The organism is uncultured Campylobacter sp. (assembly GCF_937973075.1).
In the GTDB taxonomy this organism is placed as follows: Bacteria; Campylobacterota; Campylobacteria; order Campylobacterales; family Campylobacteraceae; genus Campylobacter_B.
The window spans coordinates 34367-48579 of sequence record NZ_CALBWL010000010.1 but is presented as its reverse complement, the minus strand read 5'-3'; the positions used below and the strand labels follow the sequence as shown (position 1 = coordinate 48579).

16 protein-coding genes are annotated in these 14213 nt (G+C 40.5%); 4 read left to right on the top strand and 12 right to left on the bottom strand.

Going from position 1 to position 14213, the window contains the following annotated elements:
- Nucleotides 1–126 precede the first annotated feature (126 nt).
- The 4 genes from Q0274_RS01260 to Q0274_RS01240 all read left to right on the top strand — a co-directional run bounded on the left by Q0274_RS01260 (nt 127) and on the right by Q0274_RS01240 (nt 4118).
- Complete coding sequence (locus tag Q0274_RS01260) at nt 127–852, top strand: EcoRI family type II restriction endonuclease (RefSeq protein WP_298026927.1); 726 nt, start codon at nt 127–129, stop codon at nt 850–852.
- A gap of 6 nt (nt 853–858) precedes the next feature.
- A complete protein-coding gene (locus Q0274_RS11075) occupies nt 859–2226 on the top strand; it encodes a hypothetical protein (protein WP_367271902.1) in 1368 nt (455 codons plus the stop codon).
- Nucleotides 2227–2288: 62 nt separating this feature from the next.
- The gene (locus tag Q0274_RS01245) at nt 2289–3197 is read left to right on the top strand and encodes a hypothetical protein (RefSeq protein ID WP_298026924.1); all 909 of its coding nucleotides are present in this window, start codon (nt 2289–2291) and stop codon (nt 3195–3197) included.
- Between the two features lie 465 nt (nt 3198–3662).
- The gene (locus Q0274_RS01240) at nt 3663–4118 is read left to right on the top strand and encodes a hypothetical protein (RefSeq protein ID WP_298026921.1); all 456 of its coding nucleotides are present in this window, start codon (nt 3663–3665) and stop codon (nt 4116–4118) included.
- 299 nt (nt 4119–4417) lie between these two features.
- Here Q0274_RS01240 and yedE read toward each other — a convergent pair whose 3' ends face one another.
- The 12 genes from yedE to Q0274_RS01180 form a co-directional block, all read right to left on the bottom strand.
- On the bottom strand, nt 4418–5479 hold the full coding sequence (gene yedE / locus Q0274_RS01235; RefSeq protein WP_298026918.1) for a YedE family putative selenium transporter: 1062 nt from the start codon (nt 5477–5479) through the stop codon (nt 4418–4420).
- Nucleotides 5480–5781: 302 nt separating this feature from the next.
- Nucleotides 5782–6936: a hypothetical protein gene (locus tag Q0274_RS01230; protein ID WP_298026915.1), complete on the bottom strand. Its 1155-nt coding sequence runs from the start codon at nt 6934–6936 to the stop codon at nt 5782–5784.
- A 10-nt stretch (nt 6937–6946) separates the two neighbouring features.
- On the bottom strand, nt 6947–7693 hold the full coding sequence (gene trpA, locus Q0274_RS01225; RefSeq protein ID WP_298026913.1) for a tryptophan synthase subunit alpha: 747 nt from the start codon (nt 7691–7693) through the stop codon (nt 6947–6949).
- Nucleotides 7686–8867: a tryptophan synthase subunit beta gene (trpB, locus tag Q0274_RS01220; RefSeq protein ID WP_298026909.1), complete on the bottom strand. Its 1182-nt coding sequence runs from the start codon at nt 8865–8867 to the stop codon at nt 7686–7688. Before trpB ends, trpA begins: the two co-directional genes overlap by 8 nt.
- A 220-nt stretch (nt 8868–9087) precedes the next feature.
- Nucleotides 9088–9489 carry a hypothetical protein gene (locus Q0274_RS01215; RefSeq protein ID WP_298026906.1) on the bottom strand — a complete coding sequence of 134 codons (402 nt, stop codon included), beginning with the start codon at nt 9487–9489 and terminating at the stop codon, nt 9088–9090.
- A gap of 171 nt (nt 9490–9660) precedes the next feature.
- Nucleotides 9661–10053 (bottom strand): phytanoyl-CoA dioxygenase, encoded by a 393-nt coding sequence (locus Q0274_RS01210; protein WP_298026903.1) that lies wholly within the window; start codon nt 10051–10053, stop codon nt 9661–9663.
- A complete protein-coding gene (locus Q0274_RS01205; RefSeq protein ID WP_298026901.1) occupies nt 10043–10279 on the bottom strand; it encodes a hypothetical protein in 237 nt (78 codons plus the stop codon). Before Q0274_RS01205 ends, Q0274_RS01210 begins: the two co-directional genes overlap by 11 nt.
- 168 nt (nt 10280–10447) lie before the next feature.
- Complete coding sequence (locus Q0274_RS01200) at nt 10448–10762, bottom strand: hypothetical protein (protein WP_040303309.1); 315 nt, start codon at nt 10760–10762, stop codon at nt 10448–10450.
- Nucleotides 10763–11038: 276 nt separating this feature from the next.
- Nucleotides 11039–11452 (bottom strand): hypothetical protein, encoded by a 414-nt coding sequence (locus Q0274_RS01195; protein WP_298026896.1) that lies wholly within the window; start codon nt 11450–11452, stop codon nt 11039–11041.
- Between the two features lie 69 nt (nt 11453–11521).
- Nucleotides 11522–12250 (bottom strand): hypothetical protein, encoded by a 729-nt coding sequence (locus tag Q0274_RS01190; RefSeq protein WP_298026894.1) that lies wholly within the window; start codon nt 12248–12250, stop codon nt 11522–11524.
- A gap of 119 nt (nt 12251–12369) precedes the next feature.
- The gene (locus Q0274_RS01185) at nt 12370–12696 is read right to left on the bottom strand and encodes a hypothetical protein (RefSeq protein WP_298026892.1); all 327 of its coding nucleotides are present in this window, start codon (nt 12694–12696) and stop codon (nt 12370–12372) included.
- Nucleotides 12697–13410: 714 nt separating this feature from the next.
- On the bottom strand, nt 13411–14034 hold the full coding sequence (locus tag Q0274_RS01180) for a S24 family peptidase (protein ID WP_298026889.1): 624 nt from the start codon (nt 14032–14034) through the stop codon (nt 13411–13413).
- Nucleotides 14035–14213: the final 179 nt, after the last annotated feature.

The window sequence follows — 14213 nt, the reverse complement described above, 5'->3', positions numbered from 1 at the left end:
ATTTATCAAAAATCGGCAAAGTCATAAAACACGGAATCCGCTATCCAACTTATCGCGCAAGCAGAAATTTAAATAACAGGGCGCTTTACGTAACCGAATACATCTATATCGTAAAAAAGGTTTAAAATGGCAAATAGTGATGATCTAAGGAAAAATGTAAATCAGCATAAACCTAAAAATATCGAGTCAAAATTTGACGACAAAAATATAGCGCAGGCCATGCAAAAAACTATTGATTATATAGAAAATAGATTTAGTCAAATTCCAAATTTTAACGGTTTTTACCTTGAATTTAGCGGAAGATTGTCGTTAAAAGGAATGATGGAAAATATAAAAAACGGTAGCATCAGAAAACAGTTTGATACAACATGGGAAGACAATACTATCATGCCTGATGGAGGCTTTTTGATACTCAAAAAACGAGGCGACACAAAATATCAAAAACTCCTTCTAGCGGCAGAAGTTAAAAGACAAGGCACAAATGATAAACGCGCTAAAGAAGGGTTAAAAAAACAAGCTAGGGGTAATGCAATAGAGCGCCTAGGTAAAAATTTAATCGGCATAAGAGCTATGATGAACCACGAAGACATAACGCCTTTCGTATGTTTTGGTAGCGGTGACGACTTTAACGAAAATGACGCTAGCACAAAAAACGTATTTTCAAAACTTAGCACAATGAATGAATTTTACTACCTCAACAAAACTTATATTTTTAAGCTAGACGGCAACAGCGAGCACAATAAATTTTCTCCCGTAAGTATGTATTTTCGAAAAGAGGAGTGGGGTGCAAACGAGATGTTTGAAATAATGAAAGAGATCGCAGAGACTAGTTTGCGATATTATATTTTTTAGGCGAAAATGAGTGTTTTAATTAAAATTTGCGGTATCAAAACATCTGAAGAAGCATGCGCTGCGGCAGGTCTAGACGTAAATTTTTTAGGTGTGATATTCGTATCGAGCTCCAAACGCCGAGTTAGCGTAGAAACGGCTCGCGAGATCGCACGCATCGCGCACCAAAACGGCGCAAAGTGCGTCGGAGTCTTTGCTTTGAGCTCCGAAAAACACAGCGCCGCCGCGTACGAATGTAAAAATTTTAGCAGCAAAATTCGCGGCAGTGATAGCGGCAGTATAGAATTTTACAAAAACGAGTGCGACGATTTGAACGTAAATTTAAACGCAAACTGCGCTGTGTCCGCCTCCGTAAAAGATCTAAATTCTGAAATTTTAGATACGGAAGCTTTAGGCGAGGAGCAAATTTTAAAAATTTGCAGCCTTTGCGAGTTGGACTGCACTCAAATTTACGGACGCATAAGCGCGGATTTCAAAGCGCGGCTTAACGCGGCGGGCATAGAGGCGTGGCAGGTGCTAAGCATTGGCGCCGAAATGCCGCCGCTTGAGGGTTTGAGCTGTGATCGGATCTTATTCGACGCTAAAGGGGCGAACCTGGGCGGCAACGGCGTGAGCTTCGACTGGAATCTATTGAGACGCGCAGGGCTTGGCTACGAAGGACAATACGACCCGGCTAGCGGGCGCTGCGATACACAAAACGACACAGCAAGTAATGAAAAATACTACGTAGCAGGCACAATACAAGGCGCTGGCAACACAAGGAGCCATATTAAACATAGCGCGATCTGTAGCGGATATAGCGAGGGGAATTTAAAGCGCGACAAAAACGGCGACTGCAACAATTCTTGCGTGGAGCATAGCGAAAACGGAAATTTAAAGCTCAAGAGAGTAAGCAACGTGTGCTGTGCCTCTAATAGTAAGGAAGCGAGCGAGCGCACACATGATATTGTTCGATCGAGCAATACGAAACAAGAAACGAGCGCCGATCGTCGCGCCGCAAAGAATGACGATGAGTGCAAATTTAGTGCGTGTGCTACCGCTAGGCTGAGTGGTTTAAGACCCACAAGCGAAGGCGTCAATGATCGAGGCGCAAGCGACTATGAGGCGAGCGCGCCAAATATTTCAAATGACGGCGGCGAAGTAGGCAAGCTGGGTGCCACAAAAGATGATAGTGCGGATAAACATAGTACTGCTGCTAAAAGCGGCGCGATCTCTTTTATTCTTGCAGGCGGCATCGGCGCGCAAAATATCCGTGAGGCACTCGCACTGCGCCCATACGCTATCGATCTAAACAGCTGCGTGGAGGACGCGCGAGGCATTAAAGATCCACAAAAGATAAGCGAAATTTTACAAATTTTAAAAAATGCGCAAGGCTGATCTCCGTGTGCAAACTCACGCGATAGTTATATCTAAATCAAGCGTGTATAAGAAGGAGCCAAATGCATAACGACGAAATTGCTAGGTTTGGCATAAGCAAAACGCGGTATGATAAAAATATAAAGGATTTCTTGCAAGATAAAAATTGCGATAAGCGAAATTTGGCGGGTGGTGGGCTAAAATTTACGAGCAATGGCAGGCGAAATTCTATAAATGCCAGCGAACGAAATTTTACGAATGCCGTTGAACAAAAATCGCAAAGCGATTTCTCTTGCGCCGCTGATACACCCTCGCAAAATTTTAAAACTCAAACAAGAGATTACGACAAAGAGCCGATAATCATAAAAGACCACGCTATAGTTTTAAATGCTATCATCGGCGTGATTTATATCATTACTACGATATTGATGGCGATCTGCGGTAAATTTTCCGCCCAGCAAATTTTATTTCTCGTTTTGCTGGATTGCTATTTTCCGCTCAGAGCATTAAATAAATTCTCAAATTTCGGCAAGTGCTATATATGCTTTAAAAATGACGATATAACCCTATACTCTAAAAAAACGGAAGCCGTTTTATATGAGACCAAAATTTCAGATATAACTTGTATCAAACGAACCACGGGACCGTCATATCCCGAAATATCAAAAAAGACAAAATGCCTTATGCTGCTATTTGCTTTTATATATTTGCTTTTAGTTTTTTTCGTAGCGGTAGTGATAGACGGAAGGGAGGAAAATTTTTGGATAATTTTTGCGGTAATTATATCTATTAGCTTCTTTCCTTTATTGCTATATAGGCTTTTTAACGGGCTAGGCTTTGATATTATAAATGACAGCATATTGATATATGACAAAAGTTCTTTTATAGAGGTTTCGTTTCTAAGTAGCAAAGAGTACAGGGAGTTAAAAACCTATTTTTTACTCAAAACAGGGAAAAATTTAGATAAAATCCCGCCGCAAATTTTTGTGTAGGCTATAAAGAATAAAAGATGAATAAAAAAACAGAGACTCGAAAAGCTAAAGAAAATTCTAAATGAACGGCGTCAAAATTTAGAGCGGGGTTCAGGGCGGAATTTTGATGCCGAAAATTCTGACAGTAAAAATTTTAAATTTGAAAAACTCACGGATGACTCTACGATAAATACAAACGAAAAATCTAATAAATTTGAACAAAATCCGAGTTGCGCTAGTGATTATAATAAAGAGCCTTTAGTGCTCAAAGATAGGACGAATTTTTATATAGTTCTTGCTACGGTATGCACGCTTGCGATTATGATTTTTATGTATTCATACGAACCCAATCAAACTAGATATAATCAGCTTTTTATAGTATTTCCATTTTTCGGATTGCCTATAATAATGGAATATTTTACAAATTTTTTTAATAAGAAATTTGTAAAATTTTATAATGATCGAGTTACTTATTGTACAAACAAAATGCCCGAAAAAACTATATTCTTAGATGATCTTAAGGATGTAAAAAGAGCCTATTTTGCAAGAGATAATGAGTGGCTTAGGAGGCAAGGCGCTTTTTATAGATTTTTCTTAAAATTTGATCCGTATGCTACGATAATCGCTTTTTTATTGATCTGCATATTAGTATTAGCTATCGGCGTAAGAAAATATATAGAAACAGGTAGTTCCAAAGTAATTTTTATATTGATATTGACGTTTTTGTTTTTATTCATCTCAAAATTTATATATTTTTTGGTTTTTAAATTTCAACTTAGATTTATATTCTACGATAATATAATAATCCGAGGCAAGGATAAAGATATCGCCTTTACGATAGAAGCTATGGACGACTACGCCAGGATAAAAGAATTTTTTATAAAGAGAAAAGGTATTGATTTAAATAAAGTCCAGCACCACGTGTGGCTGGGTTTTAATTAGTAATTAAAGATTTTTAAATTAAAGAAGCCTCAAATGGCGAAGCCTTTAAATTTTAAAATTTAAAGGAGCGACTCTTAAAAATTGATCGTAATCTTTCTTGCGCGGAATATATTTTTATCATTTGCTTTATCGCGTTATGAATACGGCTACAAATTCTTAAATTCCACTTCCAGCTGCTTGCGCCAGTCTTGCAGCGAGCACTCTGCTCCAGCAGCGTATTTCTTTATAAGTACGCTGCTGGAGCTTGGCTAGATACGCCGCCTCTGTATTCAATTGATCTCTGAGATTAAATATCAGCCTTAAACGCTGCGTCTTTGAAAAATCCCCACGTAAAGCGCAAAAACAAAACCGATCGCAACCGCGTAAGGAGCGAACTCGGTGATGCCTTTAGCCGAGCTTGCGAGCAAGAAATTATGCGCGATCGCGGCGCCCGCCGCCATGCCGATGACGAAGATGCCCGAGCTTAAATTTCCCGTGCCGGCCTGCACCAGATGCTTGCCCGGGCAGCCTTCGCTGAGGCTGAAGCAAAGTCCTGCGAGCACCATGCCCAAGAAATTCCAAACGAAATCGTTATGTGCGATAGGCTGGCCTTCAAAGCCGAGTTTGTATTGCCCAAACGCGATATTTGCGATGCTTGCAAACACGATGACGCTTAGTACGCCCCAAAACATCGAGAAATCGCCGCGGAAAATTCTACCGAACGCGCCGACGCTGCAAAATTTGCTTCTATGCATCACCGCGCCCACGATAATGCCCGCAGCCAGCGAAATGCCTACCGCGGCGTGTTGTGCGCCGGGACCTTTAGCGGAGATAAAAAGCGCGCCGCCCTCGCCCGTTTTGAGTCCGAAAACCAAGGCTGCAAGCAGCGCAGCGCCCAGTAGCACGGGCAAAATTCCGATCGCGCCGCTAAGCCTTGCCTCTTTGCTCGCCTCATAGCCGCGCTTTTTAAGCAAAAACCCAATGAGTACGCCGCAGATCAGACCCGCTAACCCGGCTAACGCGGTCAAATCGCCGCCGCCTAGGCGCAAAAACGCGCGCCACGGGCATCCCAAAAATACAAGGCAGCCGATCATCGCGAAAATTCCTAGGAAAAATTTCGCAAACGGCGAGCTGCCCGTAACTGGCGCAAACTCGCGCGTCCAAAGCACGCTTGCTAAAAAGCCGCCGAACACGAGCCCTATGATCTCCGGGCGGATGTATTGCACTGCGGCAGCTCGGTGAAAGCCCAGCGCGCCCGTGGTATCGCGCAAAAAACAAGCGACGCAAACGCCCATATTGCCCGGGTTTCCAAAATGCACCAGCATCGCACCCAGCACGCCTAGCACGGCGCCTGCGATAATGTACCATTTAACGTTATTCATGAAAAAGTCCTGAAATAATCTAGATCGACCGATCTCTTAGGCGCGATTTTATCCTTTGTAAAATAAAAAGCAAATAAATTCCGATCTAAATTTTAAAAAGTAAGAATCCTATCCATACTTAAAAATGACTAAAAATAGAATTTAAAAAGTAGTTAAAATGGGGTTCGGACATACGAAGCCAGTCTTAACTATAGAATTTTACTTAAATATAAATAAACCAGCCTTAATTTCTCGCACGAAGTCGGAAATTCTATTTTTACATACGGCCACAAAGCCCGCAAGTTACGAAATTCTACGCCTCATCAATCGATAGCGTTGGAGCTTTTTAGCACCACTAGATGTTTTTTGCCCGCGAAGCTTAGCACTACGGCAGCATTATTTTCGTCGATCTCGCGCACCAGCTCTACTCGCACATCGCTAGGTCTTGCGGTATCCGAGCTAAGCAACTCATTTTCTAAAATGCTTTTAAATGCCGAAACTTTAGGCTCTTTTGCATCCGATCTCTCTTTTGCTCCCTCGCGAAATTCCATCGTGCCACTCTCAGCAGGGCTTACTTTAAGCGGCGAAATTTTATCCGCTGCCCTGATATTCTCAGCGCTCTCATAGTTTTCGTCCGCCCCCATAGCTTCCGAACGCTCGGCACGCGCAACCTCATCGTAAAATTTATCGTGTGCACTCTCTTCGTCCACACTCTCGCCTCTGAAAAAATCTGCGCTATCTACGTTTTTTGAGTCGTTAGAATTTTTGGAATTTAAAGCAGAGGCTTCATCTTTCTTCGCAAACTCCTGCACGTCAGAATAATTTGTAAAATTTGCGTTCTTTGATCCGCTCTGATTTTTAAAAGAGGAGTCGTTTAAAATTTCATCTATGCCCGCTTCGTCCACGTCAGCGCCCTCTATGCTAGCGTCGTCTTCAAAAACCCGCCATGTCTCGTCGATACTTTTTTGCGGCTTGTGTGATAAAAATTTTCGTACGCCGACAAAAACCGCAGCCGCAAGAAGTAATGCTACGATTATCGGCATCACAGAAATCCTGCTGCTGCTGCTTTGCGCCGTTTCATTCGCCTCGCTCTTTACGCTCATCTTGCTTTGATCGAAAGCGGGGTTTTTTACGCGTAAAATGAGCTTTAAATCATCGTCTTGGGAGTGGGCATCTACTAAAAGATCGGCACCGGTGGGGAAATTGATCTCGATATCCTTGCCTTTGGGCGCTATCGTAAAGCTTTTTAAGACCTTTTGATTGGTGCGCATTTCGTTAAATTTCTCATCGCCGCCAAGCCCTTTTAAAATAAGGCTCATCGACTGCCCATTAACTATGCGTGCAATATTGTTAGGCTTATAGGCAGAGTCAAACGCCAAAACGATGTCGACGCTGTCGTCGTGGTTGAAAAGATCGTATTGCATCAGATTGGCGCCGAGGCAAAAATTTGCGATTAAAATCAAAAATATCTTTTTCATGCTCTTTCCGTTAGTTAAAAAGTTCGGCGATCTTGTCTTGCAGCTCGCGCCCGCCATAGCTCGCGCATAAATTTACGATCGCAGTGCCTATGATAGCACCGTCTGCGTATTCTTTAGTGGCGCGAACATCGCTAGAGCTGCGAATACCAAAGCCGATCGCTACGGGCAGATCGCTCATTTTTTTAAGATCAGCGACCATATTTTTTAGGCGCGAGATCGGAGTTTGCTTGCTTCCGGTCACGCCGATAGCTCCCACGCCGTAGATGAAGCCTCGTGCGCGGCTCAAAACTCGCGTGGCGCGGTGCTCGCTCGTAACGCTAATAAGCGGGATGAGCGCGATACCGAACTCTTCGCAAAGCGCGAAAATTTCCTCATTTTCCTCATACGGCAGATCGGGGATTATTAGTCCGCTGATGCCGTAGCGCGCCGCCTGCGCTACAAACTCGCGCGCGCCGTAGGCAAAGATCACGTTGTAATAGACCAAAAACACGAGCGGCTTGCGCGTTTGCACCTCTTTTAAAATTTCAAATACTGTGCCCGCGTTTACGCCGTTTTGCACCGCGGAAAAGCTCGCTTTAAAAATTTCCGGGCCGTCTGCGAGCGGATCGGAATACGGGATGCCAATCTCAAGCAGATCGATCACGCTTTCGTCTAAATTTGACAAAAACTCCTTCGTGTGCGCGGGGCTCGGATATCCCGCCACGATATAGCCGATGTTTGCTTTTTTGCCCGCAAAGGCCGCTTTGATCTTATCCATAAATCGTTCCTTTTTTGTAATTCATCACGGTATCCATATCCTTATCGCCCCTGCCGCTTACGTTTACGACGATCGTTTTTTTGCCTTTTAGCTGCGGGCAGAGCTTTTGCAAATACGCTAACGCGTGCGCGCTTTCGATCGCTGGGATGATGCCTTCGAGCCTACAGAGCAGTTTAAGCGCCGTGATACACTCATCGTCGGTTACCGCTTCGTATTTTGCGCGACTTATCTCGTGCAGATGCGCGTGCTCAGGACCCACGCCGGGATAATCAAGCCCCGCCGAGATGCTGTGAACAGGCTCGATCATGCCGAATTTATCCTGCAGTACGATCGTTTTCATGCCGTGGATGATGCCCGCGCGCCCGTTAGTGATGGTCGCTGCGTGATAAGGGGTATGTGCGCCCAAGCCGCCCGCTTCGACGCCGATGAGTTGCACGCTAGGATCATCCACGAACGCGCTAAAAATTCCTATCGCATTGCTTCCGCCTCCTACGCAGGCTAGGACGTAGTTGGCTTTGATCCCCTTGCTTGCGAGCTGCGATCTGGTCTCGGTACCGATAACGCTCTGAAATTCCCTAACCATCTTAGGATACGGATGCGGCCCGACCGCCGAGCCGATGACGTAAAATACGCTCTCAATCTCGTTCACCCACGCCTGAATCGCCGCGGTGGTCGCCTCTTTGAGCGTTTTAAGACCGGTGCCGATTTTGATTAAATTTGCGCCCAGAAGCTGCATCCTAAAGGCATTGAGCTGCTGGCGCGCAGCGTCGGTCTCGCCCATATACACGTCGCACTCAAGCCCGAATAGCGCTGCTGCCGTCGCCGTCGCTACGCCATGCTGACCCGCGCCGGTTTCTGCGATGATCTTTTTTTTACCCATTTTTTTGGCTAGTAGCGCCTGCGCTAGGGCGTTGTTGATCTTATGAGCGCCCGTATGGTTAAGATCCTCGCGCTTTAGATAAATTTCATGCCCGTAGTGCTCACTAAGGCGCGCGGCGCGATATAACGGCGTCGGACGCCCCGCGTATTCGCGCAGCAAATAGTCCAGCTCGTCTTTAAATTCCTTCGTCTGCGCTATGGTGTTGTACGCATCCTCCAACTCCTCAAGCGCGAACATCGCCGTCTCCGGCACGAATTGCCCGCCAAAACTCCCGAAATACGCCTTTTTATTCATCCTATCTCCTCGCATTAAATCGCAAGATTATATAAAATTTCGCGTTAAATTTCGCTTTTTTGACGGCGCCTTTTGCGGCGCTCTTCTAAATTTATCGGATATGCAGCCGCAAAAACGCGCGGCGCAGATAATAAATTTTAAAATTTACGCTTCAAATTATGGCTAATATCTTGCTTGATAAGTAGGCCTTAAGCGCCGTAAATTTGAATAATTTATAAATTCATTTACTTTCATTGCTAATATCGCTCTTTTTAGAATTACCAATAGGACAAATGATATTGTCAGTATCTGTAAGCCTTAATTTTTTCCACTCTTCAAAACTATTAACTCTAATCAAATTATGTGGGATCTTTGACGATCCATCAATGATCTCAAGGCACTCGCTCGTCTCTCTTTTAAAATACTGCATAATAAGGTGATTATCGTTATTTTCCAAAGCTTTTCTTATACATTTTGCTTTTAACTTAACATAACCGCTATTACTTAGAGAATTTTTTGAAAAAAGCCTCATTGGAGCGCACTCGCTAATTATTTCCGTATAAATCATACGAAAAACAAAAAACGAAATAATCAGCAAAAATGGTAATAGAATAATATTTTTGTATCGTTTTAAAAATTTCATTTTATTTCCTTATTAGGAATTTTTAAATTTTACGGATATAAACCCTTGATTTTTGTGTTTTACTGCCGCTTATGCCTATACCATTAATATCTATAGAAGCCCAGGCACTTAGGCATAGCAGCAGATTAAAGATATATAGGATAAATTTCATTCTAGCAGGTCTAATCCGGGCTAATCATAATTAAAGTTATATGGTTTGTAGCCGAAAATATGCAAGGTCTTTAAAGCTAGCTCTCTAACCTCTATCCAGGATTTGTTCTGATAGACCAAGTAATAGCCATCTTCTTCCCCCTTTAATATACTGTCGTCTTCAGTGTACTTATCTATGAGCTCCTTAAGTTCTCTTAGCGCATCCCTCTCGTATGGTAAAAAACAAAATTTAAATTGCTCCAATAGAGCATTTTTGCAAAAATCATATAGCCAATCTATTATTTCGTCTGCTAATATATAGTAGTCCTTTGTGGGATGAACGATATATTTGTCCTGATATTCCAAAGAAGCCATTCGACTTAGGCGGCACATAAGAGTGCCTTTCTTAAATATCTTTTTTCCATCAATTTGCATTTGGGTTTCCTTTTATTGGGATGTGAGTTTCATCTGTATTGAATTTTAATATTTTACCGGAATCATCAAAATATTTATTTCTACTAGCAGGAATTCTTAAAACCCATCCGTTATTAGTATTTGCGGTGCTTGGCAATTTAGGATTGTTTTCCGGTGCATGTATTCTAACTCTTTCTACACCATCTTTATCGACAAATTTTATTCCTTTACCGTCATTTTGGAGCATTACTTTCCAGTCTTTCGGCGCTCTTGAGAATATCTCTTCAATGATGCGCCTGTTAGGCCGGCAAAATCTCCTACATTAGTCGATGTTTCCTGTCTAGCCAGCCATTTTAAATTTCTTGACATTTAGTGTAAGCCATTTCCGTCTACTATAAAATCTACTTTTACTATATTATCTCAATTCATTAAGCGAATTTGAAAACATTCTGCCTTTTTCTATTACGTGTTCTTCTTCTGATGTAAAATTAATATCCTCGGGCAGAAATTTTAAGTAATATTTTATCTGAGAAGCCGCCCTCCTTAGTTCTTTATTTATGCAATAAGCGAATCTGCTTTTATTATTATCATAAACCTTAAAATATGCATAGTAACAAGGATCTTTCCTTTCGGCATCTTGAGAAAACCGATAATCCAATGCCCAATACATCAAAGCCCCGGCGATCAAAGTCACTAGTGTTAAAAATACCTGTTGAAAACTATTTTTCATTTTTTACTCCTTGTATATTTGGTTTAAATTCCTCCATACCTTCGTCGGCAATGTTTGGTAGAAAAAATATAGGACTGTAGCCATATTCCCCCTTTGTTCCATATAAAACGACAGATCTTCCTGTTTTTGTATAGATTAAAAAGGGCAAAGAAAGAAAGCCGCTTTATAAATTTATTCATTTTTACCTTTTGAGCGGGGTATTAGAAATTCGCTTGCCATTTCATCTTTCTCTATGGGAATTATTTTCCGATATATTATAGATGCCATTGCTACTTGTTATATCCCATCTACGCACACATCGGCATTTAGTTCGGCGCACATTTTTAGCATTTCTTTACTAAAGTCGATAGAATATACATCGTCCTTCTCCGCCGCGTCTATCATTATATCGATGTTAACGTTTAACTTTAATGCCGATATCCTCTTTTTAATATCGCCAAAGTTTGCTTTTAAAATTTCATACAAATCTTTTAAGGCATCGCTTGTAAATACGCACTCTTTCTTGGCAGTATAGCATAGCCAGCTACAGCTATTTCTAACCTTGCCGCGCCTTTCATCTATGTCGCCGATTTTATATTTTTCTATATAACTAATTTTATATTCATTGATCTTCTCATCTAGGATCAAGTCCGAAAAATCAAAGTTATATTTATCCGACGATAAATAAAAAGCAACATACATAGTAGTCATTTATGCTCCTCATAAATTTACAGCCCGCTGAGCTCACATAATTCATCTATTTAACGGCCAAATTTTAGATTATGCTATCTCTACCGATATTTGAGCATCAATTTTGCCGCCATTTTCTTTTAAAATTTCAGGAAATCCCAATTTTATAATCTGCTCTTCGGAGAGGCTATAAGAATAGTGGATATTTGCCTCTATGCTCAGCGGAGCGACTATTTTTGCAACTTCGCTAAAAGGCAGCTTAACATCCAATAACGCCACGTAAAAGGCTTCCGTATCGCTATCAAAGACATTTATATAGCAGCCTTTTATATTTTTATCTCCGCCATTTGGAGCTTTGATTATTCTTTCATGGCCGGCAGAGGAACCAAAGAAGTATGAAAAACCGGGCTTAACCATATCAAGGCATCCAAAAGATCTCATCTGCTCTATGTTTAAGCTATAGCCATATACATAATAAGGATCGTCTGCATCCGATTTTACGATTTGTTTTATATCTTCCAAATCAAGATCTATTTGCCGCGAATCGGCATAGCTCTCATCGATACCGAAAGATGTTATCTCATAATATGTCTTATAATACATATCGCGTATATGAAATTTAATCCGCTTATCCCTTAAAAGCTTTGGATCTATTTTTATACCGAGTTTTTCCGCGTCCGATTTCGCAATCAATTCAGGCTCGAATATAAATTCTTTTCCAAAACGATCGCTTTGCCCTTTTGGAATTTTAATCCAATACAGTTCTCGTCCATCTCTTACCGGAAAAAGATAACGAAAAATACCTTTTATACTTTTCATTTTTGAATCCTTCTTGTTTTATTTGCTTCTCAAGCCGCTTTAAATTTACGCTATACGCGCTTGGATACTTGGCGCGTATTGAAATTTTAAAATCCGCGCCAAGTTCTTTCACCCGGCGGCTAGTACTTTCTTTTTACTATGTCGTCCTTCTTTACGAAATACTCCGTTTCGTCGCAAGGATAGTAAATTTTACACCATTCTCCTTCGCAGGATTGGATAGGGATGACTATCTCATCATAATTAGCAAATTCCTCTTTATCTTCATAGAAAATTTTACGAATAACGCCATCTTTAAATTTATATATAATTTTTTGATCTATTTTTTCGCCACATTCGCCGTAAAAGGCACCGTCTTCGTGTTTTGCAAAAGTGATTTTATGCCCTAAAATCGTAGGGCTGCACCCATATAGGCATAACACGACAAAAGATATAACAAAATTTCTCATTTATTCTCCTTATTAAATCTATTTATAATATCATTATATGGATAAACATGATTGATATAAAATGGATTATGTATTTTATATGTGTAATCGTTATATTTTATCTTCACGCCGTTTATAACATTGCTCCAAAATGTCGGCATAATAATAGCACTAGGATGACTTACTAAATCATATTCATAGTTATAGGTATTTTCTCCAAATTGGATATTAAATGGCGTTCCTGCGTATATAGTTGTGAGGGGGTATAGAAAATGAGAGTGGGAAATTTTTGCGCTTATTTTTGAAAGTTCCTAAGATAGGCGATTTAAAAAGCTTCACTCTCAGTTGTAATGCAAGAATTTTGCGGCGGTAAAAATCCCAACGATCCCAAAATGCCAATTTCATCCCAGAATAAGCGAAATTTTAAACGCTTTTATAAGAGATCAAGCCCAATTAACGAATATTTAAATACATTCTGAAATCATAGAAAATTTAGCTCAAATATATCATAAATCATTTTAGGCTATATTTTGTTTTAGCGAGAATTTATATGATTAAGACACACAAAAATCAAAAATATGTGTCTTAATAAAGCTTAAAGTGTCTTAGTTGTCGTCAAAATACCTCATTCTAAGCTTTACGATTAAGACACATACGAAAAACAGTACAAAGATAACCGCAAAACTTAAAAATTCGTTTCTTGATTAAGACACATATTAAGATTATTTTTATATTTTAAAATATTTTTACATTGATATTAAATTTGCACTGAACCTTACCCACTATTTTTAGCTGATCTATTTCTGTCCCCTTTAAAACAATGTCCTGATAAAAGCTATTTAACGATGTTAGTTTTATTTCTTTGTGTATATTATCTCTTAAAAATTTTTTCATATATGCATCTCCGCCGATATTTGCTATTACGATATCGCCATTTTTTACCTCTGCGTCCAGGTCGACTACTACAGCGTCGCCATCTTGAGCAAATGGCTCCATACTATCTCCATAAACTTTGATTACATCGTAATTTTTAAGAGGTATTTTTAACACTTGCTCCATGAAATCTCTACCGATAGGGATTATAGAGTAATTTTGCGTGTCGTTGTTTGAGCCATAACCAGCACTCGCCGTTACATCTTCGAAATATCTTAAATAGGCATGGTCGTTATATAGTTTATTAACCTTGTTGGCGCTCAAACTAGCAAATTTTAATTTTGCCGTTGAGGTTATTCCTTTTGAGCGCCATGTAGCAGCCGTATTCCTAGAGTATCCGAGCCTTTCCGCCACATCTTCGAGGCTGTCAACTTTAAAAAATTTTTTCATATTTTCAAATATGATTTTATCCCTTTGAGTGCCCATTTCTGCCCCTTCGATTAAAAATTTTATTTTATAAGGTATTTTAACCTTGACAATAAGGTAAAAATACTATATAATACTTTCAAATCTTTGAAAAAGAATTATACCCCATTCGGGATTAAAACTTTCAAAGGTTTGTAAAAAAGTCTTAGATTTCTATTTTTAACAATAAAAATCTAGAT